This is a genomic window from Paraburkholderia sp. BR10882 (assembly GCF_040948855.1).
GTDB classification, from domain to species: Bacteria; Pseudomonadota; Gammaproteobacteria; order Burkholderiales; family Burkholderiaceae; genus Paraburkholderia; species Paraburkholderia nodosa_A.
The window spans coordinates 313,987-335,330 of sequence record NZ_JBFPKP010000009.1 but is presented as its reverse complement, the minus strand read 5'-3'; the positions used below and the strand labels follow the sequence as shown (position 1 = coordinate 335,330).

General features: G+C 64.4%; 19 protein-coding genes, 1 tRNA gene and 1 pseudogene. 10 read left to right on the top strand and 11 right to left on the bottom strand.

The genetic code is table 11. From position 1 onward, the window contains the following. Nucleotides 1–346 precede the first annotated feature (346 nt). Nucleotides 347–946, bottom strand: a pseudogene (locus AB3X99_RS24060) (mannitol dehydrogenase family protein); the annotation flags it as partial. Nucleotides 947–1,081: 135 nt separating this feature from the next. Between AB3X99_RS24060 and AB3X99_RS24055 the strand changes: the two are divergent. The 4 genes from AB3X99_RS24055 to AB3X99_RS24040 are packed head-to-tail and all read left to right on the top strand — an operon-like array spanning nucleotide 1,082 to nucleotide 4,639. Beyond that, nucleotides 1,082–1,813 carry a GntR family transcriptional regulator gene (locus AB3X99_RS24055; RefSeq protein WP_368618356.1) on the top strand — a complete coding sequence of 244 codons (732 nt, stop codon included), beginning with the start codon at nucleotides 1,082–1,084 and terminating at the stop codon, nucleotides 1,811–1,813. Between the two features lie 19 nt (nucleotides 1,814–1,832). Next, nucleotides 1,833–3,041 carry a D-mannonate dehydratase ManD gene (gene manD, locus AB3X99_RS24050; protein WP_069263028.1) on the top strand — a complete coding sequence of 403 codons (1,209 nt, stop codon included), beginning with the start codon at nucleotides 1,833–1,835 and terminating at the stop codon, nucleotides 3,039–3,041. Nucleotides 3,042–3,076: 35 nt separating this feature from the next. After that, the gene (locus tag AB3X99_RS24045) at nucleotides 3,077–4,105 is read left to right on the top strand and encodes a Zn-dependent oxidoreductase (RefSeq protein ID WP_368618355.1); all 1,029 of its coding nucleotides are present in this window, start codon (nucleotides 3,077–3,079) and stop codon (nucleotides 4,103–4,105) included. Nucleotides 4,106–4,141: 36 nt separating this feature from the next. After that, nucleotides 4,142–4,639, top strand: a complete 498-nt coding sequence (locus tag AB3X99_RS24040) for a DUF523 domain-containing protein (RefSeq protein WP_342949335.1) — start codon at nucleotides 4,142–4,144, stop codon at nucleotides 4,637–4,639. Nucleotides 4,640–4,667: 28 nt separating this feature from the next. On the opposite strand, the gene AB3X99_RS24035 is transcribed toward AB3X99_RS24040, so the two are convergent. After that, complete coding sequence (locus AB3X99_RS24035) at nucleotides 4,668–5,546, bottom strand: LysR family transcriptional regulator (protein WP_069263031.1); 879 nt, start codon at nucleotides 5,544–5,546, stop codon at nucleotides 4,668–4,670. Nucleotides 5,547–5,643: 97 nt separating this feature from the next. Here AB3X99_RS24035 and bla point away from each other — a divergent pair, with 97 nt between their 5' ends. Both bla and AB3X99_RS24025 read left to right on the top strand, forming a co-directional pair. Further along, nucleotides 5,644–6,549, top strand: a complete 906-nt coding sequence (gene bla / locus AB3X99_RS24030; RefSeq protein WP_342949334.1) for a class A beta-lactamase — start codon at nucleotides 5,644–5,646, stop codon at nucleotides 6,547–6,549. A 149-nt stretch (nucleotides 6,550–6,698) separates the two neighbouring features. Beyond that, a complete protein-coding gene (locus tag AB3X99_RS24025) occupies nucleotides 6,699–8,432 on the top strand; it encodes a methyl-accepting chemotaxis protein (protein WP_368618354.1) in 1,734 nt (577 codons plus the stop codon). A gap of 84 nt (nucleotides 8,433–8,516) precedes the next feature. Here the strand turns inward: AB3X99_RS24025 and AB3X99_RS24020 are convergent, their stop codons facing one another. Continuing rightward, on the bottom strand, nucleotides 8,517–9,938 hold the full coding sequence (locus tag AB3X99_RS24020) for an aldehyde dehydrogenase family protein (protein ID WP_368618353.1): 1,422 nt from the start codon (nucleotides 9,936–9,938) through the stop codon (nucleotides 8,517–8,519). Nucleotides 9,939–10,039: 101 nt separating this feature from the next. Between AB3X99_RS24020 and AB3X99_RS24015 the strand changes: the two genes are divergently transcribed. Beyond that, nucleotides 10,040–10,993 carry a LysR family transcriptional regulator gene (locus AB3X99_RS24015; protein WP_368618352.1) on the top strand — a complete coding sequence of 318 codons (954 nt, stop codon included), beginning with the start codon at nucleotides 10,040–10,042 and terminating at the stop codon, nucleotides 10,991–10,993. A gap of 241 nt (nucleotides 10,994–11,234) precedes the next feature. Here AB3X99_RS24015 and AB3X99_RS24010 read toward each other — a convergent pair whose 3' ends face one another. From AB3X99_RS24010 to AB3X99_RS23975, 8 genes are all read right to left on the bottom strand, one after another. Continuing rightward, entirely contained in the window at nucleotides 11,235–12,551 is a 1,317-nt protein-coding gene (locus AB3X99_RS24010) for an MFS transporter (protein WP_368618351.1), read from the bottom strand. A gap of 68 nt (nucleotides 12,552–12,619) precedes the next feature. Next, complete coding sequence (gene tcuB, locus AB3X99_RS24005) at nucleotides 12,620–13,834, bottom strand: tricarballylate utilization 4Fe-4S protein TcuB (protein WP_368618350.1); 1,215 nt, start codon at nucleotides 13,832–13,834, stop codon at nucleotides 12,620–12,622. Next, nucleotides 13,821–15,230: an FAD-dependent tricarballylate dehydrogenase TcuA gene (gene tcuA, locus AB3X99_RS24000; protein ID WP_368618349.1), complete on the bottom strand. Its 1,410-nt coding sequence runs from the start codon at nucleotides 15,228–15,230 to the stop codon at nucleotides 13,821–13,823. The genes tcuB and tcuA overlap by 14 nt, the downstream gene beginning before the upstream one ends. 73 nt (nucleotides 15,231–15,303) lie before the next feature. Then, nucleotides 15,304–16,245: a LysR family transcriptional regulator gene (locus AB3X99_RS23995; protein WP_368618348.1), complete on the bottom strand. Its 942-nt coding sequence runs from the start codon at nucleotides 16,243–16,245 to the stop codon at nucleotides 15,304–15,306. 288 nt (nucleotides 16,246–16,533) lie between these two features. Then, entirely contained in the window at nucleotides 16,534–16,794 is a 261-nt protein-coding gene (locus tag AB3X99_RS23990; RefSeq protein ID WP_069263040.1) for a hypothetical protein, read from the bottom strand. A 111-nt stretch (nucleotides 16,795–16,905) separates the two neighbouring features. Further along, nucleotides 16,906–18,528 carry a chaperonin GroEL gene (gene groL / locus AB3X99_RS23985; RefSeq protein WP_368618347.1) on the bottom strand — a complete coding sequence of 541 codons (1,623 nt, stop codon included), beginning with the start codon at nucleotides 18,526–18,528 and terminating at the stop codon, nucleotides 16,906–16,908. Between the two features lie 75 nt (nucleotides 18,529–18,603). After that, complete coding sequence (gene groES / locus AB3X99_RS23980; protein WP_238468788.1) at nucleotides 18,604–18,921, bottom strand: co-chaperone GroES; 318 nt, start codon at nucleotides 18,919–18,921, stop codon at nucleotides 18,604–18,606. A gap of 168 nt (nucleotides 18,922–19,089) precedes the next feature. After that, complete coding sequence (locus AB3X99_RS23975; RefSeq protein ID WP_368618346.1) at nucleotides 19,090–19,734, bottom strand: diguanylate cyclase; 645 nt, start codon at nucleotides 19,732–19,734, stop codon at nucleotides 19,090–19,092. Between the two features lie 180 nt (nucleotides 19,735–19,914). Between AB3X99_RS23975 and AB3X99_RS23970 the strand changes: the two genes are divergently transcribed. From AB3X99_RS23970 to AB3X99_RS23960, 3 genes are all read left to right on the top strand, one after another. Continuing rightward, the gene (locus tag AB3X99_RS23970; protein WP_069263043.1) at nucleotides 19,915–20,478 is read left to right on the top strand and encodes an Hsp20/alpha crystallin family protein; all 564 of its coding nucleotides are present in this window, start codon (nucleotides 19,915–19,917) and stop codon (nucleotides 20,476–20,478) included. 44 nt (nucleotides 20,479–20,522) lie between these two features. Further along, nucleotides 20,523–20,595: transfer RNA gene (locus AB3X99_RS23965), tRNA-Lys, on the top strand. Nucleotides 20,596–20,884: 289 nt separating this feature from the next. After that, nucleotides 20,885–21,325 carry an Hsp20/alpha crystallin family protein gene (locus AB3X99_RS23960; RefSeq protein ID WP_368618368.1) on the top strand — a complete coding sequence of 147 codons (441 nt, stop codon included), beginning with the start codon at nucleotides 20,885–20,887 and terminating at the stop codon, nucleotides 21,323–21,325. Nucleotides 21,326–21,344: the final 19 nt, after the last annotated feature.

Genomic DNA, 21,344 nt, shown 5'->3' with positions numbered 1-21,344 from the left:
TGTGGGCACTATTGACTCATGCACGCGAGTTCCGAAGTGACTACATGGCGAGCGCGAGTGCGGCATAAACTTCGATGCACCTATAAATTGTAACGAACAGCAGGAGACTTCAGCCGATTGCACAGGCAATCAAGATGTGATGGCGAGATAGGTAAGACCGTGGTCAAGAAAATCTGATTGATCCAGTGTGCGCGAGAGCACGCCAAACTGATGAGACCTTGACCAGCAAATTCCATCAGGGACCGTCGGCGAGTGCCGTGCGAAGTCCGAATGCATGGCTGCAATCTTGACCTATAACCTGTCACGAACTGAGCGCTTGGCAAACTGGGGGCGTCCATGCATGGATCAAGAGCTTGCGCAGCGTGTCGCCGTTGGCCTGCATGTTGTCGCAGCAGACCACAGTAAGCGGCGCGCCGGCCAGGCGGCTGCGGATGCCCGCGGCGAGCACGCCAAGCGTGGTGCGGGGCGCATCGGGTGTCATGAGGTCGTGGCGGATGCCGGGGTCGCCGGCGTCCAGCTCGGCGCCGGCGGGCGCGATGCTGTAGCCCTTCTCGGTCACGGTCAGGCTCACGATGGCCACGCCGGGGTCCGCAATTGCGCCGAGCACCCGGTCCATCGCCTCGGGCGCGTAAAGCGCGCCGCGTAGCGCGCCGACCACGCGGCACGCCGCCGTCTCGCCGCTGCGCTCAGTCACCGAATAGAGGTAGTCCTGGGCAGCCAGCGCCTGCGGCACGCGCCGCTCGCGCAGGCTCACGCCGACGGTGCCCCAGCGCGTGTCGCCGCGCTCGAGCAGCGCTTCCGTATAGAGCGCCTGGTGCGCGCGATGAAACGCACCGAGCCCGAGATGGACGATGCCGGGGCGCACGCGCTGGCGGTCGTATCCCGGCTGGCGCACGGTCGACGCGGCCTTAGTTAGTGAGCGCTCGCATAGAAGAGGTGCCGTCATTGTTTTGTACCATGGTACGAATACGGATGACTGAAGCTTAGTCCGATGTTTTATCTCGTTTTATCGGGGTTAACGCTATGCGGTGACCGTAAAGCGCATTTGCTACCATGGTACAAACTGTTTCCCGTTACCGACATGAGCCAGACCGTCATCGAACCGCAAGAGGACACCGTCCTCGCCGCACTGAGCGGATTCGTCGCCAATCCCGACGCGTCTTATCGCCCGCAGGTGCACGCCTTCCTGCGCGACGCCATCGTGCGCGGCACGCTGCCGCCGCGCGCAAGCCTTTCCGAAGCCGCGATTGCCGAAGCGCTGCAGGTCAGCCGCACGCCGGTGCGCGAAGCGCTTGCGCAGCTCGCCGACGAACATCTCGTGAACATCTACCGCAAGGTCGGCACGATCGTCGCGCCGATCTCCGTTTCCCAGCTCGAAGAGGGACGCTTCGCGCGCAGCACGCTCGAATGCGCGAACCACGTGCAGCTGGCCCAGACCATCACGCCCGAGCAGCTCTCGGAGTTCGGCCGGATCGTCGATGACCAGCGTGACGCCGTCGCGCGCGGCGACGTCGATCGCTTTTTCGATCTCGACGAGCTGATGCACCGGCGCCTGTTCGAATTCGCGGGCCGCTCGCATGTGTGGGAAATGCTGCAGCCAATGAAACGCCAGTTCGATCGCGTGCGCTGGTTGCTGCTCGACCGCGTGGCGGACCATGCGCAGCGCGCGCTGCGCGAACACGAGTTGATCCTCGCGCATATTGCCTCGCGCAACTTCGCGCAACTGGGCGCGACGGTGGCGAGCCATATCGACCGCGTGGGCTCGCATCTGCCGGAAGTGCAGGCGCGCGTGCCCGACTATTTCGTCGAATGAAACAGAGTGGAGACAGCGATTGAAGATTGAACGGTTGCAGACGATCGTCACCTGCCCCGGCCGCAATTTCGTGACCGTGAAGATCGTGACCGACGAAGGCGTGTACGGTCTCGGCGACGCGACGCTCAACGGCCGCGAACTGGCCGTGCGCTCGTACCTCGAAGATCACGTGTTTCCGTGCCTCGTGGGCCGCGACCCCCGCAATATCGAGGACATCTGGCAATACCTCTATCGCGGCGCGTACTGGCGGCGCGGCCCGGTCACGATGACGGCGATCGCCGCGATCGACATGGCGCTCTGGGATATCAAGGGCAAGCTCGCGAACATGCCCGTGTATCAGTTGCTGGGCGGCAAGAGCCGCGAAGGGCTGATGGTCTATGGCCACGCAAACGGACGCGACCACGAAGAAGCCATCGACGCGGTGCGCCAGCATGTGGAGGAGGGCTACCAGGCGATTCGCGTGCAGTCGGGCGTGCCCGGTCTCGACAAGGTGTATGGCGTGGGCAAGGTCAAGGGCGAATACGAGCCCGCCCAAAAGGGGCTGCCGCCCGAGGAACCGTGGGACACGGCGCTCTATCTGCGCCATACGCCCGAACTCTTTCGCAAGGTGCGCGAGGCCGTGGGCTTCGGCCCGCATCTGCTGCATGACGCGCACCACCGCCTCACGCCGATCGAGGCCGCGCGCCTGGGCCGCGACCTGGAGCCGTATCGCCTCTTCTGGCTGGAGGACGCGACACCGGCCGAGAACCAGGAGAGCTTCCGCCTGATCCGCAGCCACACGAGCACGCCGCTTGCGGTGGGCGAGGTGTTCAACTCGATCTGGGACTGCAAGGACCTGATACGCGAGCAGCTCATCGACTATATCCGCGCGACCATCGTGCACGCGGGCGGCATTACGCATATGCGCCGCATTGCCGATTACGCGGCCATGTACCAGGTGCGCACGGGCTTTCATGGCGCCACCGATCTTTCGCCGGTCTGCATGGCCGCCGCCGTGAACTTCGGCCTGTGGGCGCCGAACTTCGGCATTCAGGAACTGATGCCGCACAACGCGCTCACGAATGCCGTGTTCCCGCATCAGTACCGCTTCGAGAACGGTTTCCTCGTGATGGACGAAGCGCCGGGGCTCGGCGTGGACATCGACGAGACGCTGGCCGCGAAGTATCCCTATGAACGCGCCTATCTGCCGGTCGCCCGTCTGCGCGACGGGTCGATGTGGAACTGGTAGGCAGACCTGATCAAATATTCATGGAAGCGTCCACTATGTTGAGCGTCGTAGTCGATCAACCGAACAGCCTCGCCGTGCGCGAGATGCCCACGCCCACGCCCGCAGCGGGAGAAGTGCGCGTGCGGGTGCGTTATGCGGGCATCTGCGGCTCGGACCTGCACATCTATCGCGGGCACAATCCGTTCGTGTCGTATCCGCGAATCATCGGCCATGAGTTCGTGGGCCGCATCGAGTCCGTGGGCGAGGGTGTCGATACCGCGCGCGTGGGCGAACTCGTGGCCGTCGATCCCGTCATCAGCTGCGGGCGTTGCCACGCATGCCAGATCGGGCGGCAGAACGTGTGCGGCAATCTCGTCGTGCTGGGCGTGCATCGCGACGGCGGTTTCAGCCAGTATGTGTGTGCGCCCGCGCGCAACGCGTACCGCATTCCCGAGCGCATTGCGCAATCGTGCGCGGCGATTGTCGAGCCGTTCGCCGTGGCGGCGAACGTTACAGCGCGCACCGGTGTGCTGGCCAGCGACGTTGCGTTGATCTACGGCGCGGGCACCGTGGGCCTGACGATCCTCCAGGTGCTCAAGCGCGTGTACGGCGTGCGTGCCTTCATTACGGATCAGCTCGATGAGCGGCTCGAACTCGCACGCAATTGCGGGGCGCAGGCCGACGAAACGATCAACACGCGCAACGAGCCGCTGGCCGACGCGCTGCGCACGCGCGGCGTGGAAGACGGCCCCACGCTGATCTTCGACGCGGTGGGCCATCCGACCATCCTCGAAGAAGCGGTACAGCTCGCGGCGCCTGCGGGACGTATCGGGTTGCTCGGCTTTTCGTCGACGCCTTCGGCCATCGCGCAGCAGGAGCTGACGAAAAAGGAACTCACGTTGTGCGCCTCGCGCCTGAACTGCGCGATGTTCCCGACCGTGATCGACTGGCTCGAGCGCGGGCTCGTCACACCGGAATCGATCATCACGCACAAGGTGGATTTTCGCGAGGTGAGCAGCGCGTTCGAACTGGCGGAGCACAATCCGCGCGAAACTTGCAAGGTGTTGCTCGACTTCGGCGCGTAAAATGCGGGACATTCGTGCAACAGAATCTCTTCGCGCATGCTCCCCCGAATACTCGTTAGCGCTTGCCTGCTTGGCCATCCGGTTCGATACGACGGCTCGGCGAAAACCGTTGCGCATGCATTGATGGAGCAGTGGCAGCGCGAGGGGCGGCTCGTGCCCGTATGCCCGGAAGTTTCAGGCGGGTTCGGCGTGCCGAGGCCGCCTGCGGAGATCGCAAACGCCGCTTCGGGCGCTGCGGTGCTGGCGGGGATCGCACACGTGATCGACGTGCGCGGCGAGGACGTCTCCGCGTATTTCGTCGAAGGCGCCCGCGTCGCGCTCGAACTGGCGTTAGCCCACGACTGCCGCTATGCGTTGCTGACCGATGGCAGCCCTTCGTGCGGCAGCCGTGCCATTTACGACGGCAGCTTTGCGGGCCGCAAGCATGCGGGCGCAGGGGTGACGACTGCGTTGCTGCGCGAGCACGGCATCGAGGTCTTTGCCGAAACGGAAATCGAAGCGCTTCACGCGCGGCTCACGCAGGCCAGCGCGTAGCGCCGTAACTACGGCGATTACCGCGCAATCACGCTTCCTCGCCGCTGCCGGCTTCCCTCACGATCCATTGTTTGAACGCGCGCATGGCGGGCGTCGCCGTTTTCCCCTTTTGCGACGTGAGCCAGTAGCTGCCGGCCTGCACCTCGATATCGAAGGGCCGCACGAGCCTGCCCGCCGCGAGATCGCGCTCGAACATCGAAACCGGGGCGAGCGCGATGCCCGCGCCCTGCATTGCCGCTTCCACCATGAGCCGCGACGAATCGAATACGGGCCCGCGCACCGGACGCGGGGCGAGCCCGGCGGCTTCGAACCAGAGCGTCCAGTCGTCGGCGCGATACGAGCGCAGCAGTTTTTCGTTGGCGAGATCGGCAGGGCTTTGCAGACGCTGCGCGATATCGGGCGTGCAGAGCGCGGCGAGCGGCGCGTCGAACAGCTTCGCGGCGCGCGAACCGGGCCAGGTGCCGTCGCCGAACCGGATGGCGAAGTCGAGACCTTCTCCCGCGAGATCGACGAGATTGTTGTTCGTCATGATGCGCAGCTCGACGAACGGATGCGCGTCGTGAAACGACTTCAGGCGCGGCATCAACCAGCCCACCGCGAAGGTGCCCACGGCCCCCACGGTCAGCACCTCGTGAAAGTGGCCGCCCTCGAATTGCCGCAATACGGCTTCGATCCGGTCGAACGCATCGGTGAGCACGGGGCGCAGCGCGAGACCTTCGTCGGTGATCGCAAGGCCGCGCGGCAGGCGCTTGAAGAGGGTCGCACCAAGCCGCTCCTCGAGCGTGCGGACTTGCTGGCTCACGGCCGCCTGAGTGACGTTCAGCTCGCTCGCCGCGCGTGTGAAGCTCAGGTGCCGCGCCGACGTTTCGAAGGCGCGCAGGGCATTGAGGGGCAGATACGTTCGCATGATCGAGTCATAAGTTTTTCTGGGGCAACGCGCAATTTATCATCGTTTGTCACCCTGGCGAGAACGCGCGATAGTGGCGGCACTTCAGGGAGAGGCCATGATCACGCGACGTCGATTCACGATGACAGTGTTGGGCAGTGCGATAGCTGGCGTTGCATCTCACGCGTTCGGCGCCACGGCGGGACAAGCGCCGGAAGCGGGCGCGGCGCCCGCTGGCGCAGTGGAAAAGCAGCTCGCCGCCATCGAGGCGCAGGCAGGCGGGCGGCTCGGCGTGGCGATGCTCGATACGGCGAACGGGCACGTGCGCGGATGGCGCGTGCACGAGCGCTTTCCGATGTGCAGCACGTTCAAGGTGTTGCTCGCATCGGCCGTGCTCACGCGCAAGGATCACGGCAAGGAAGACCTCGCGCGCAAAATCGTGTATTCGCCTGCGCAAGTCGTGTCGTATTCGCCGGTGAGCGGACCGCGCGCGGGTAGTGAGGGCATGACGGTGGCCGAACTGTGCGAAGCCGCGCTCACGCGCAGCGACAACACGGCGGCTAACCTGTTGCTGGAAAGCATTGGCGGACCGCCCGCGATCACCGCCTTCGCACGCAGCATTGGCGACCCGGTCACGCGCCTCGATCGCAACGAGACCACGCTCAACGAAGCGATCCCCGGCGACCCGCGCGATACGACCATGCCTGCCGCCATGGTCGCGAACCTGCGCGAATTGCTGCTGGGCGAGCGTCTGTCTGCGGCATCGCGCGAGCAGCTCATTGCATGGCTCGTCGCCAACAAGACCGGCGACGCGCGTTTGCGCGCAGGCTTGCCGAAAGACTGGCGCGTGGGCGACAAGACCGGCACCGGCGACCGTGGCACGGCAAACGATGTGGCAATTGTCTGGCCCACGGAACGCGCCCCTATTCTCGTCACGACGTATCTCACCGGCGCCACGCATGCGAGTTCGGCTCAGCGCGATGCGGCGATCGCGCAGGTCGGAGTATGGGCGGCGAATCTCTGATGCAATTGATACGGCATCCTGATCGTATGAAAAGAGACCGATCGTTCGCTCAACGTTCGCTTCCTTACGCGTTGTTATATTTGCAACATTGACTTAATTTTTTGACGTCGATGTCGTCAATAGGGATGACCTCTCACTACGGCGTCCCCATGTCATTCCTTACCAGAATCAAGATCGGTCCGCGTCTCGGCGCGGGCTTTGCCATTGTGTTGCTCCTGCTCGGCGCGGTGGGCGGCATCGGGCTCCTTCAGGCCTCGCGCATATTCGACGGCACGGAAGAAATCGGCACGAATTGGCTGCCTAGCGTCGAGACGCTCGGGAACATGCGCAATCAGGCGCAGGACGTGCGCCGCACGTCGCTGCGCATGCTGATCACCAACGACGCCAGCGAGAAGGCCGCACTGCACGACCAGCACGCCCAGATGATCAGCCAATTCGGCACGATGTTCGACAGCTATTCCAAGCTGGTCTCTTCGGCTGAAGAGCGCCGCGTGGCCGATTCGATCGGCACCGCATGGTCGCAATATCTGGACGACGACAAGAAGATCGAGGCCTTGATCATGTCCGCCGACGGCGGAGCGCCGGATGCCCGCGCTGCGGTCGCGTCCGCATCGGCGAAGTCGTTCACGGGCGTGATGGATCTCATCAACCAGGACGTGACCCTCAATCACAATGGCTCGACCGCCGAAGTCGCCGCGGCGAAGGCGGCGTACCGAAGCGCGGTCGCGTGGACGATCGCGCTGATCGTGATCGCCATCGGCTTTGGGGCCACGATTGCGCTCTTCATCACGCGTTCGATCACGGGCCCGATCGCTCGCGCCGTGGACGTGGCCGAAACGGTGGCGCGCGGCGATCTGACCGCACGCATCGAAGTGGTGGGCACCGACGAGGCGGCCCAGTTGCTCGGCGCGCTGCGTCACATGAACGAGCGGCTCGTCGACCTGGTGGGCCGCGTGCGCACGGGCAGCGAAGGCATTGCGACGGCTTCCGCGCAGATCGCGGCCGGCAACACAGACCTGAGCCAGCGCACCGAAGAGCAGGCCGCTTCGCTCGAAGAAACGGCGGCGAGCATGGAAGAGCTCACCGCGACCGTGAAGCAGAACGCCGATAACGCGACCCAGGGCAACACGCTGGCGGGCCAGGCTTCGCAGACGGCCACGCGCGGCGGCGAAGTGGTGGGGCGCGTGGTCGATACGATGCGCGATATCGCCAACAGCTCCGAGCAGGTCGCGCAGATCATCTCGGTGATCGAGGGTATCGCATTCCAGACCAACATCCTGGCGCTCAACGCGGCCGTGGAAGCGGCGCGTGCGGGCGAACAGGGCCGCGGGTTCGCGGTGGTGGCCGGCGAAGTGCGCACACTGGCGCAGCGCAGCGCGACGGCAGCGCGCGAAATCAAGGAACTCATCAGCGTATCGGTCGAGCGCGTGAACAACGGCACGGCGCTCGTGGACGATGCGGGCCGCACGATGGGCGAGATCGTGCAATCGGTCAAGCGCGTTGCCGACCTGATGAACGAGATTTCGGCGGCTTCGGGCGAGCAGCGCACCGGCATCGAGCAGGTCAACCAGGCCGTCACGCAGATGGACGAGGTCACGCAGCAGAACGCGGCGCTCGTCGAGGAAGCGTCGGCGGCCGCGCAGTCGATGTCCTCGCAGGCAGCGGCGTTGCGCGAACTGGTGTCCGTGTTCAACATCGGCTCGGCGGGCCGTGCGGCCACGACGAGCATCGCGCCGGCGGCGAAGGCCGTTGCGAGCGCAACGGTCAGGCGTCCCGCAGCTTCCAGGCCTGCACCCGTGCGTGCCCCCGCTGCGTCCGCTCCGAAGGCCGACCGCCGCGAACCGGCAACGGCCACGTCCGATGACGACTGGCAGACCTTCTGATGTAGTGCGCTAAAAGCGCAGTTCAAACGCCCCGGTTAGCAGCACAACCGGGGCGTTTGCATTTTTGATGCGGCTAGCAGCGCATCAAAGCACGCCGAGCGTGGACTTCGGTTCCAGAAACGCTTCGATCCCGAAGGCGCCGTACTCGCGCCCCATCCCCGATTGCTTGAAGCCGCCGAACGGCGCAGCCGGCTCGTGGGCGAGCGTATTGACGAGCACGCGGCCCGCTTCGATCTGCGAGGCCACGCGGCGCGCACGCGCGACATCGGTCGAGAGCACGTAGGCTTGCAGGCCGTAGGGCGTGTCGTTGGCGATCTCGATGGCGTGCTCCATGTCGCGATACGCGATGATCGAAAGCACGGGCCCGAAAATCTCCTCGCGCGCGATGGTCATGTCGTTCGTCACGCCGCTGAACACAGTGGGACGCACGAACCAGCCCGACTCGATACCCTCGGGCCGCCCCGCGCCGCCCGCAATCAGGCGTGCGCCTTGTTCGATGCCGATGCCGATATAGCGCTGCACGCGTTCCCATTGCTTCTGGCTCACCATCGGGCCGACGCTCGTGCGCGTGTCGCGCGGATCGCCCGCGTGAATCTGCGCGACGGCTTCCACGACACGCGCTTCGAATTCGACGAGCCGCGACTGCGGCACGAGAATGCGCGTGCCCGCAATGCATGCTTGCCCGCTGTTCATGAAGCCGGCCTGCAGCGCGAGCGGCACGGCTACGTCGAAATTCGCGTCGTCGAGCACGACGACCGGCGACTTGCCGCCCAGTTCGAGCGTCACGCGCTTGAGCGTTTCCGCTGCCGTGCGCAGGATCGACTTGCCCACTGCGGTCGAACCCGTGAACGAGATCTTGGCGACGTCGGGATGCGCGGCGATACGCGCGCCCACGGTGTCGCCGCGGCCCGTGACGATGTTGAAGAGGCCCGCAGGCAAGCCTGCCGAATGCAGCGCCTCGGTCACGATGCGCGTCTGGATCGCGCTCATCTCGCTTGGCTTGATGACGGCCGTACAGCCCGCCGCGAGCGCGGCTGCCAGCTTGCCGCAGATGAAGCCCGCGTCGCTGTTCCACGGCGTGATCAGCCCCGCTACGCCAAGCGGCTGCATGGTGACCTCAGCCGTGCCTGCGCGCCGCGTGAATGTGTAGCTTTCCAGCGTCTGCGCGGCGTCGCGCAGCACGTTGGAGGCGTGCTGCGCCATCCAGCGGCCGCGCGAGACCGGTGCGCCGTACTCCTGCACAATCGCTTCGAAGAGCGCGTCCTCGCTCGCGACGACGGCCTCGTGCAGCGCCATCAGCATCTCGATGCGCTGCGCCTTCGGCGTGCGCGAAAACGCCGGGAACGCGCGCTTCGCGGCGGCGATCGCCGCGTCAGCGTCCGCCGCGTCGGCGAGGCGCACGCGGCCGATCACCGTCTCGGTCGCGGGGTTGAAGAGGTCGAAGTGTTCCTCGCCGTGCGGCGTGACGAACGCGCCGTCGATATAGATTTTGTCGATGATCTGCATGGCTGTTCCAGAAAACGTGAGTCGATGAACGCAAGATAGACGCCTTGCATTGCGTTGACTAGCCGTACAATGAAGCATGACCTGTTGAGCGATTTGGGACAATGAAAACATCGGGCCTGGTGGAACTCGAAGCCGTGCTGGCCGTGGCGCGCCATCGCAGTTTCCGCGCGGCGGCAGACGAACTGAGCGTGTCGACTTCGGCGCTCAGCCACGCGGTGGCGGCGCTCGAAGCACGCATCGGCGTGCGGCTCTTCAACCGCACGACGCGCAGCGTGGCGTTGACGGAAGCAGGCGCGCAGTTCGTGGGCAGCGTCGCGCCCGCGTTGTCCACGATCCGCGAGGCGCTCGACCAGGCCGGGAGCTTTCGCGACACGCCCTCCGGCACATTGCGCATCAACGCTTCGGTAGGCGCGGCGAAGCAGGTGATGCCCGTTTTCATCGCTTATTTGCAGCGCTATCCCGAGATGAAGCTCGATCTCGTTACGGAAGGGCGGCTCATCGACATCGTGGTCGAAGGCTACGACGCCGGCGTTCGTCTCGCCGAAACGGTGCCGCAGGACATGATCGCCGTGCCCTTCGGCGACCGTCAGCGTTTCGCAGTGGTTGGCAGTCCGGAGTACTTTGCGAAGCACAAGCCGCCGCGTACGCCAGCCGATCTGAAGGCGCATCGCTGCATACGCAGTCGCATGCCGAGCGGGCAAATCTACCAGTGGGAGTTCGAGCGGCGCGGGCAAGCCGTGCGCGTGGACGTGGAGGGCACGTTGACGCTCGACGAGCCCGGTCTCATGCTCGCGGCCGCGCGCGACGGACTCGGCCTTGCATATTTGACCGAATGGAACGTGAATGCGGACCTGGCGGCGGGCACGCTGGTACGCGTGCTGGAGGACTGGACGCCGCCGCTCGACGGGCTCTGCCTCTATTACACCGGGCGGCGGCACGCGCCGGCGGGGTTACGCGCGCTGATCGAGACAATTCGCGCACACGCCGACGCCGTGCGTAAGCGTGCTGCCGCGCCCGCGAAAAAGAGCCGGCGCGGGGCTGCCACCAAGGGTTGATCGTGGCGCACGCGATCATCGCCGGTTCCGATCGCGGCTATCGTGGATTCCCGTTTCCGTTGCGTACGGTCCGAACGCAATACTGACCCCTCCACGATGGAGAGACGCATGGAAACGGACATCACGAATCGAACCGCGCGCACGAAGACTGCGAACGTCATCATTCAAGGTTTCTCAATGCCGACACGGAAAAGGGACACCGCGGTGGCCTCGCTTGCGGTGGCTGGCGCAGGCGTAGCGTTCAGGCGAGCGATGCGAACCGCCCGGCTGCGCCGCCCCGGCGATACAGCACGAGAGTCGCGACGAGTCCGCACACGGCGGCGAAACTGAGCCAGTATCCCGGCGCGGCCTTGTCGCCGGTAATCTCGATGAGATACGTCGATACGGCGGGCGTGAAACCTCCAAAAACCGCGGTGGCGAGACTGAACGCGAGCGAGAAACCGGCCACGCGGACCTCGGCGGGCATGACTTCAGTGAGTGCTGCAACCATCGCGCCGTTGTACATGCCGAAGAAGAACGAGAGCCACAGCAGCACGACGAGCATGCGAGCAAAGCTCGGCGCCGATGACAGCCAGGAGAGCGCCGGATACGACGTGCAGATAGCGAGCGCGGTGATGGCGATAAGAATCGGCCTGCGGCCGATGCGATCCGAGAGCGCTCCACCAACGGGCAGCCAGAAGAAGTTCGAGAGGCCCACGCAAAGCGTGACGATCAGGCTGTCTGCGGTAGTGAGCTTCAGAACGGCTTTGCCGAAGGTCGGCGTGTAGACCGTGATGAGGTAGAACGTGGTAGTCGTCATGGCGACCAGCATCATGCCCGCGAGCACCGTCCGCCAGTTTTGCAGCATCGTGGCGAACACTTCGCGTGCGCGCGGATGGTGCGTGCGCGCCTTGAACTCGTCGGTTTCCTGCAGCGTGCGTCGCAACAGAAAGATAACCGGCACGATAGCGCAACCGACGAAGAAGGGAACGCGCCATCCCCATGCGCCGATTTCACTGGCCGTCATCAGATGGTTGAGCAGATAGCCGAGAGCGGCTGCGACCACGATTGCAACCTGCTGGCTCGCGGACTGCCAACTCGTATAGAAGCCCTTGTGCCCCGGCGTCGCCATTTCTGCCAGATAGACAGAGACGCCGCCCAGTTCGGCGCCAGCGGAAAAGCCTTGCAGCAGGCGCCCGAGCAGCACGAGAGCGGGTGCCAGAAATCCGATCGTCGCATATCCGGGGACGCACGCGATCAGGATCGTTCCGCTCGCCATGATCGACAGTGTGACGATCAACCCTTTGCGGCGCCCCACTTCATCGATGTATGCGCCCAGTATGATCGCGCCCAGCGGGCGCATCAGGAAGCCCGCGCCGAACACGGCGAAGGTGAGCATCAGCGAGGCGAACTCGCTCGTGGACGGAAAGAAGATGCGCGAGATGTAAGTCGCATAGAAGCCGAAAAGAAAGAAGTCGAACTGCTCCAGAAAATTGCCGCTGGTCACGCGCAGCACTGCGCCAAACTTCGACGTTCGGCCATGCGCGCTATCCCCGGCGTTGAGCGATGAGGGATGCATGAGTTGTCTCCATGGATGTGTTATGTGAGTGCGGCCGCCCGTCGAAGGTATTGCCTCGAGGACCGCCGTTAGTCCGAGCCGGGTTGCAGGCGGCTGGCCTGTCGTTTTTCGATCGATGACTTGAGAAGCGCCGCACAGCGATAGATTCCGTGGGCGAATTTGCCGTAAGGCAGCGTGGCGAAGAGTGCCATCACGACGCCGAGGTGGAGGGCCAGGAGCCACGCCATCGCGGCGGTGTCGCGCCACGCGAGCAGCGCGAGACCCGAAACGCTGGTCAAGAGCAGCAGCGCGATGAATCCACGGTCCATCGGGCGCTGCTTCGGATCGCCCCGGCTCGGGTCGCGGCGCAGATTGAGCCAGAGCAGGCCCGCCGGCCCGACGAGCAAACCGGCACCACCCGCTGTGCCGAGCATCACGGGCAGACTCAGGACCGGGTAAGGCGCGTGCAGATTGAGCGCATAGTGAGAGAAGGTGGCCACCGCCGTAGCCGCGAAGCACAGCATGAATCCATAGAAGGTCAAATGATGGAAACGCCGGCGTGCGAGCGTGAAGGCGTCATTCGACTCGTTGCAGCCGTCGCCATGGCCTCCGTCGAGATACGTCAGGGTAAGCGTGTGCTTCGCGGCCTCGGCGATGGCCGGCGCGCTGGCCGGTCCCGCAGACACGTCACGCCAGAATCTCGACACGCCGACGCCTAGCGCGAGGATCGCGAAGCCGAAGACCGAACCGAACATCGCCGCGAGCAGGTTATGCGGGAAAATCGCATAGAAATTGCCGCCCAGATTGCCTGCGAACAGCGAACCCCTGAACCCGATGCCAAGCATCAGAAAGAGGGCGAGTCCGATCGCGAGTGCAAGCGCGACGGTCAATCCGTTGCGCTTGTAGAGTGCGCCCATCGGTGCGGGCCACGCATACTCCGCATAGGTTTCGACACGGACTTGGGCCATCGCCTTCGGCACGTTCACGGCGAACTCATGTGGCGGCGCATACTGGCATGCGTGATAGCACGCGCCGCAGTTGTGGCACAGGTTGGCGAGATAATTGACGTCTGCCTTGGCGAATTCGAGGCGCCGTGTCATCGCGGGGAAGACCGCGCAGAATCCTTCGCAGTAACGGCACGCATTGCAGATCTGCATCTGCCGTGCGACTTCCGCTTCATTTTGCGTGAGCGGGAGCACGCGGATGATCGGCGCCGCGGGCTCGCTCGTGGCCGTGTAGCCGGTGATGACGGAAGGCGAGGCGAGTTCCCGCGCCTCGCGGGCAAGCGCTTCAAGCTTTTGCACGTTGAACTCCAGTGTAATGAGCAGCAGCCATCGCAGCCTGTGTGCCGGCAATGCGTCCGAACGCGGTGCCGATCGACATGCCGACGCCCGCGGTATAACCCTTGCCGAGCACGTTGCCGGCCATCATTTCTCCTGCAACGAAAAGGTTGTCGCTGGGGCGTCCGCCGAAATGCACCTGCGCATGGTCATTCACCTCGAGTCCCAGGTACGTGAACGTGATGCCCGGCCGCAATGCATAGCCGAAGAAGGGAGGGGTATCAATGGGCCGCGCCCAGTGGGTTTTCGCTGGCGTGAGGCCTTCGGTGCGGCAGTCATCGAGTGCCGTGTGATCGAAGGTACCGTCGCGGCACGCGGCGTTGTAGGCGCGAATCGTCTCGACGAAGGCCGCTTCGGGCAAATGCAGTTGACGCGCCAGTTCGTTCAGCGAAGCGGCTTTCGCGCCCGGGAACACCGGAGGCATGAACCGCCCGACGGCCTTCGCGTCGATGATCGAATAGCCGATCTGGCCCGGCTGCTGCGCGACGAGCCGTCCCCAGATCGCATAGCGCTTCGGCCAGAAGTCTTCGCCCTCGTCGTAAAAACGCTGCGCGTCGCGATTGACGACTACGCCGAGCGACACGCAGTCGATACGCGTGCAGATGCCGCCATCATAGAGCGGCGCGCGGGCGTCGATGGCGACGCAGTGCGACTGCGACGGATCGCCAATCGCATCCGCCCCTGCTTCGATCATGTGCTTGAGCAGCAGGCCCTGATTGAAGCGCGTGCCGCGAATGAGAAAGTTGTCGGCGGGCCATTCGCCGCGCTCGTTTTGCCCCCACGCTTCTCGCAGCCACTCGCGATTCGATTCGAATCCGCCGGCCGCGAGCACGCAGGCGCGCGCCTCGAAACGTTGCACGCCGCTGCGCGCCGCGACGAAGCGGCCTGCGTCGAGTTCGATTGCGTCGACAGGCGTGTCGTAGCGGATCTGGACCCCGATCGCTTCGGCGCTGCGGTAGTAGGCGTTCACGAGCGCTTTGCCGCCGCCCATGAAGAACGCATTGGTCCGCGCGACGTGCAGGGCACCGGAAAGCGGCGGCTGAAAGCGCACGCCGTGCTTGCGCATCCACGGACGGCATGTCGACGATGCCCGGATCACGAGCCGCGCGAGCGCCTCATTCGTGATGCCGCCGGTCACCTTGAGCAAGTCTTGCCAATATTCCTCTTCCGGATAAGCATCGACCAGCACGTCTTGCGGCGCATCGTGCATGCAGCGCAGATTGCGAGTGTGCTGGGAATTTCCGCCGCGCCATTCGCGCGGCGCCGATTCGAGAAGCAGGACGGAGGCGCCGGCTTCTCGCGCCATCAAAGCGGCACACAGCGCGGCATTGCCTCCGCCGATTACAAGAACGTCCACCATCTGGGTTGTCTCCTTTGAGACAACTATAAGAAGCTCCGTCCGGCGCGGCCATCAGGGAGACGGCAAGGGGTCTTCAGGATTCGTGAAGGGCGGGTTGGCGCAGCGTTGCGCCGGGCCAGCGGCCTGCCAGGACGGTATCGCGCGCGACATCGGCGAGTACGACGCGCGCGGCAAGCCCCGCGGGAGAAAGTTCGTCGTCCGAGACGCTCGCAATCAGGTTCGGCCTTGTCGCGTATGCCTCGACGAGCGGCACGCTCGCCAGTGAAGCGTTTTCTGCGCGTGCGAGCGCCGCTCCGGGCTGAATCGTCGCGCCGAGCCCACCGCGCACGGCGTCCATGAGCATGGCGAGGCCGTCGACTTCGGCGGCGATGCGCGGGGTGTAGCCAGCGCGCTTGAATGCGGCGTCGAGCAGTGCGCGAAGGCCGTGTGTGCCGCTCGGCAGGATCAGCGGCAGGGGGCCCAGTTTCGCGATCGACGTGCGCGATGTTCCGGGCATGCCTTGCAGCGTCGACGCGCCTATTACGAACAGCCGTTCATCGAGCAAGGGCATGACGCTCCAGCGCTGCGCGGGCTCTTCACGAAACAGAATCGCGAGATCGATTTGCCGGGCGCCGAGCATCGCGCCGAGATAACCGGAGAGGCTTTCGACCATGCGCAGCCGCACGTCGGGATACCGCTCGCGCATTGCCTGCATGAACGCGAGACCGAGCACGCCTGTCGTGCTCGGCGCGAGGCCCACGCTGACATGGCCCGAAAGGCGAGCCTGGCGCGCGGCAAGTGCGGCATCGTCGACGTGGCGCAGCGCGAGTTGCGCCTGGCGCCAGAAGGCGAGTCCCGCGTCGGTGGGAACGACGCCGCTCGAAGTTCGCTGTAGCAGGCGCGTCGAGAGTTCGCTTTCCAGCCTGCTGATCTGCTGGCTGAGCGCCGACGTGACGATGCCTAGCTCGAGCGCGGCCTTGCCCATGCTGCCGTGTTCGACGACGCTGACAAAATATCGCAACTGCCGAAGTTCCATCGAAAGTCTCAGAGTATGCGGTCCCGGAGAACCGGTTCGCGCGCATCCAGTTAGTTTCCGCTGCTCGATGCCCATAAGCGCGGCTAACGTAACAGGTTCGCCACTTGCCATTTCATCATGAATCGGGCCCGGCGTCGCGATCGAGTGGGGTTGCCGGCTGATCGAGGCAGAGATCGGGCACGCCGGGAGGAAGCCTCGTTGATGATCAGACGCGCGCTCGCTTATCGTCGGATTTCATGCAGGAATGCGAATAGAGTCGCGTGCGGAAAGCGTATTTCGGCTGTCTGCTCACGGTGAATCGTCTGCCATCAGATGGCGGATTACGAGCGCCGGGTCGGCAATTTCCAGAATCAGCCGGCGAAGGATGCGCCTGCGCATATGCTCTTCGTCCAGGATCCAGGGTTTCCCCTTCTCGCTCAGATAGCGCGCGAGGGCGTCGCGATGGTCCTCGCCGTCAGGCAGATTGAGCCGCACGGCGAGTAGCCCCGCCACGACATCATCGATCTCGACGTCGAGCGGTCTTGAGTCAATATGAAGTTCGAGTTTCATGACGGTTATGGTGCAAAAAAAGCGGCACCGCTCCCGCGAAGACAGGAAGAACGATGCCGAAGAAATGCACCGGCCGGGCTTGATGACCGGTGCAGAGCGGAACCGATGCGGTCAGTACTCCAGTTCCGGCGCGCTCGCCTGCGCCGGCTTGTCGTCCTTCGGCGCTTCGGCCACCGTTGCATCCGTCGTCAGGATGAGCCCTGCAATCGATGCCGCATTCTGCAGAGCCGTGCGCGTGACTTTCGTCGGATCGACTACGCCCGCCACGACAAGGTCGCCGTATTCGCCGGTGGCCGCGTCGTAGCCGAAGTTGCCCTTGCCTTCGAGCACCTTCGCGATGACCACCGAAGGCTCATCGCCCGCATTCGAGGCGATCACGCGCATGGGCGCTTCGAGTGCGCGCAGCACGATCTGGATGCCGGCGTCCTGATCACTGTTGACGCCTTTCAGGCTCGTCACGGCCGAACGCGCACGCACGAGCGCGACGCCACCACCCGGCACGATGCCTTCGTCGACCGCCGCACGCGTGGCGTGCAGCGCGTCGTCGACGCGGTCCTTCTTCTCCTTCATCTCGACCTCGGTGGCCGCGCCGACCTTGATCACGGCCACGCCGCCCGCGAGCTTCGCGACGCGCTCCTGTAGCTTTTCGCGGTCGTAATCGCTCGTCGCTTCCTCGATCTGCCTGCGGATCGAGTGCACGCGCGCCTCGATGCGCTTTTCGTCACCGGCGCCATCGATGATGATGGTGTCGTCCTTGCGGACCTCGACGCGTTTTGCTGATCCGAGATCTTCGAGCGTGGCCTTCTGCAGCTGCTTGCCGGTTTCTTCCGAGATGACGGTCGCACCCGTGAGGATGGCGATGTCCTCGAGCATCGCCTTGCGACGATCGCCGAAGCCGGGCGCCTTGACGGCGGCGACCTTCAGGATGCCGCGCATCGCGTTGACCACAAGCGTGGCCAGCGCTTCACCGTCAATGTCCTCCGCGACGATCAGCAGGGGCTTGCCTGCCTTGGACGTCGCTTCGAGAACCGGGAGCAGGTCCCGGATATTCGAGATCTTCTTGTCGTGCAGCAGGATCAGCGCGTCATCGAGATATGCGGCCTGCCTGTCGGGATCGTTGATGAAGTAGGGGCTCACGTAGCCGCGGTCGAACTGCATGCCTTCGACCACGTCGAGTTCGTTCTCGAGTGACTTGCCGTCCTCGACCGTGATTACGCCTTCCTTGCCGACTCTCTCCATCGCGTCAGCAATGATTTTCCCGATTGCCTCGTCAGCGTTGGCCGAGATGGAACCGACCTGAGCGATTTCGCGGTTCGTCGAAATCGGCCTGGACAGCTTGCGCAGTTCGTCGAGCACGGCGGCGACAGCCTTGTCGATGCCGCGCTTCAGATCCATCGGGTTCATCCCCGCGGCGACGTGTTTCATACCTTCCTGCACGATCGCCTGGGCAAGCACCGTGGCTGTGGTGGTGCCGTCCCCCGCCACGTCGGCGGTTTTCGATGCAACCTGTTTCACCACCTGCGCACCCATGTTCTCGAAGCGGTCCTTCAGTTCGATTTCTTTCGCGACCGACACGCCATCCTTCGTGATGGTCGGCGCGCCGAAGCTGCGCTCGATCAGCACGTTGCGGCCTTTGGGTCCGAGCGTGACCTTCACGGCATCGGCGAGCACGTTCACGCCCTTGACGATACGGGCGCGGGCACTGTCATGGAATTTGACGTCTTTGGCACTCATGTTCTTGCTCCGGGTAAAGTCGTTGACTCGACACGCCGCGAACGACCGGGCGGGTGTCCGCGACCGGTCGAAAGTTCAGGCGGCCTTGCGGGCGGCACCCGCGTCGGCCTCGAGGACGCCCATGACGTCCTCCTCGCGCATGACGAGCAGTTCCTCGCCATCGACCTTGACGGTCTGGCCTGCGTACTTTCCAAAGAGAACCTGATCACCGACCTTCAGCTGGAGCGCGCGCAGCGTTCCATCCTGCAGCAGCCGGCCGCTGCCGACGGCGACGACTTCGCCCTGTTCTGGTTTTTCTGCCGCTGAATCGGGAATCACGATGCCCGAGGCCGTCGTCCGCTGCGTTTCGATTCGCTTGACGATAACCCGGTCGTAGAGGGGACGAATCTGCATTTCCATCTCCTGAGCGATTAAAGGATCACCAATAAGGGAATCCGGCTGCGTGAACGAGGCGCGTGGGAGGCCTCCGTGCAGCCGTGCCAGTGTCTGGCGGAAAGCGAAATAGAGGCGCCGCATTCGAGGTTCAAGAGGGAGCGCGAATCGCAAATGTAACTAAATATTTCAACGCGGCAAGAGGATACGGCCGACGGTCCCAAGGCGGTAGACCGTACGTCCGAGCGCGCGCTTGTGCGCGCTGCGCGGCTGCGGGTGCACGGGGCAGGGCGGCTGCCGGCCGCCGTCCGCATCCAGGGTGTCGTCGGCTTCATCAAGCGCCCGCCACACGCCACTCTTCACCGGTCGGAAGAGCCAGCGCACGTAGCCGCGTCGCGCGGCCAGTCGCATCAGGCCATCGCGATCACCCGCGCCGTCAATGAGTGCCCCGTCGGGCGGGATGTCGCTTCCGTAGTCGCCAAACGCCTGGCGACAGGCGAGCGCTTCGGCACCGCCGGCGCCGATCGTATTGCACCCGCGCCGCACTATGCGCTCGACCTCCCACGCACCGAACTGCCAGGCCGCGTCGAGCAGCATGGCGTCGACAGCTTCCACGCTCTGCCAGGGCGCATCAATCTGGATGGCGGTGCCGGGGACTGGCCGCGCCGGTATCTCCACATCGGGCAGCACGAGCGGCGTCGCGCGCCGGAAACCGTGCCAGTGAAGTATCGCGACGAGCGGCGTATTGACCTGCGCAGCGGCGCTGACGGTGACCGCGAAGAGCGGCAGGCGCACGCTTTCGGCCTGTTCCCGAAGTCTGTCGAAAAGGTCCATGAAGCCTCCCGTGGCTTGTTGCAAGGGCCACTTGAAATTTCCGTTCCATGGGCTATTTTATGCATCGTTCCGGCAGCCGCGCCAAGCGTTGCTGTCATGCAGCCAGACTCCCGTGCGGGATCACTGGCGCTTGCGGCTACACAGTCCGGTTGCCCTTCCAGAACATTGGGGGAGGATACGATGAGCCCTGATCCGAGAAGGTGGAATCCCTTCAAGTTCCTTCGAGCAGCTTCCCGCAAGTCCGATGCGCAAGGCCGGGAAAGCACGTCGGCGAGCGAAAACGAACGTGCCTCGATGCCCGACATCGCGCGGCTGTTTTCACGCGAACCATGGCGCGCAATGGAGGAATTTTTTCTTGACCCGTTTGCGGGCCGTGGTGCGCTCGACCGGTGGTTTGGCGACTTCAGTTCGTCGCGTTTCCAGCCGCGTATCGACGTTGTCGACGAAGGACCGGTGCTGCGTGTGACTGCCGAGCTGCCCGGAATGGAGCGCGAAGACGTGAAAGTGAGCGTCGAGGACGGCGCGATCGTGCTCCGAGGTGAGAAGAAGCAGGACGTACACAGTGAGGAGAACGGCTGCTACCGGCTGGAGCGTGCCCACGGACGCTTCGTGCGCACGATTCCGATGCCCGAATATGCCGATCCCGGCCGCGCTCTGGCGAAGTTCGACAATGGCCTTCTCACGTTGACGATTCCGAAAATGGAACCAGCGCCGTCCGCGCACCGGACGATCGATATCGGTTAGGGCAAGCACACGAAAGCGCTGTGACGGCGACGGTGAAGTCGACCGGGTCGTTAGCTCAGCTGGTAGAGCAGCGGACTTTTAATCCGTTGGTCACTGGTTCGAATCCAGTACGGCCCACATCCAACCGGGGCTTGTGCGTCGCAGCGGCCACCGGCTGCAGCGGCGTGCGCAAACTCGCGCCGGTCCCTGAAGCCTCTCGCTATCGTCCATGAGACTTCGCTCGTGACATGCTGCGGGGCCTCTTGAAATTTTCGTTCCATGCGCTATTTTGTTCATCGCTCAGGCAGTCGCGACAAGCGCTGCGTGTTTCGATTTGTTTGTCGGCGGGGTTTCCCACGGACAGGCGGACTGGAGCGCGTGGTTCCATTCGTCCTCCGTGTCGGCCCCGGTTTTCCAGGAGCCAGTCATGAGCGATCCCTTCTTCAGCACCGATCTGCTGGGCGAATTCGACCGCCTGCAACGGCAGATGGCCAGCCTCTTTCCAGCCTTTCCCGCAAGCCTGCGCGCCACGCGCAGCGAGATGTTTCCACTACTCAACATCGGCAGCACCGACGACAGTGTCGAGATCGTTGCGTTTGCGCCGGGGCTCGATCCGGCGGCGATCGACGTCTCGATTGACAAAGGACTGCTGACGATCAGTGGTGAACGCAGGGCGCCCGAGCGGCAAGCGGGGGACGATACGCGCGTGTATGCCAGCGAACGCTTCATGGGCGCGTTCCGGCGCGTGATCGAGCTGCCCCCGCACGCGGATCCCGGGAACGTCAATGCGCGCTATGCAAATGGTTGCCTGACCATCAGCATCGGACGTTCCGAGGCGTCGAAGCCGCGCGCGGTCACCGTGCAGTGAGCACGGTGTGAGCCAGGAG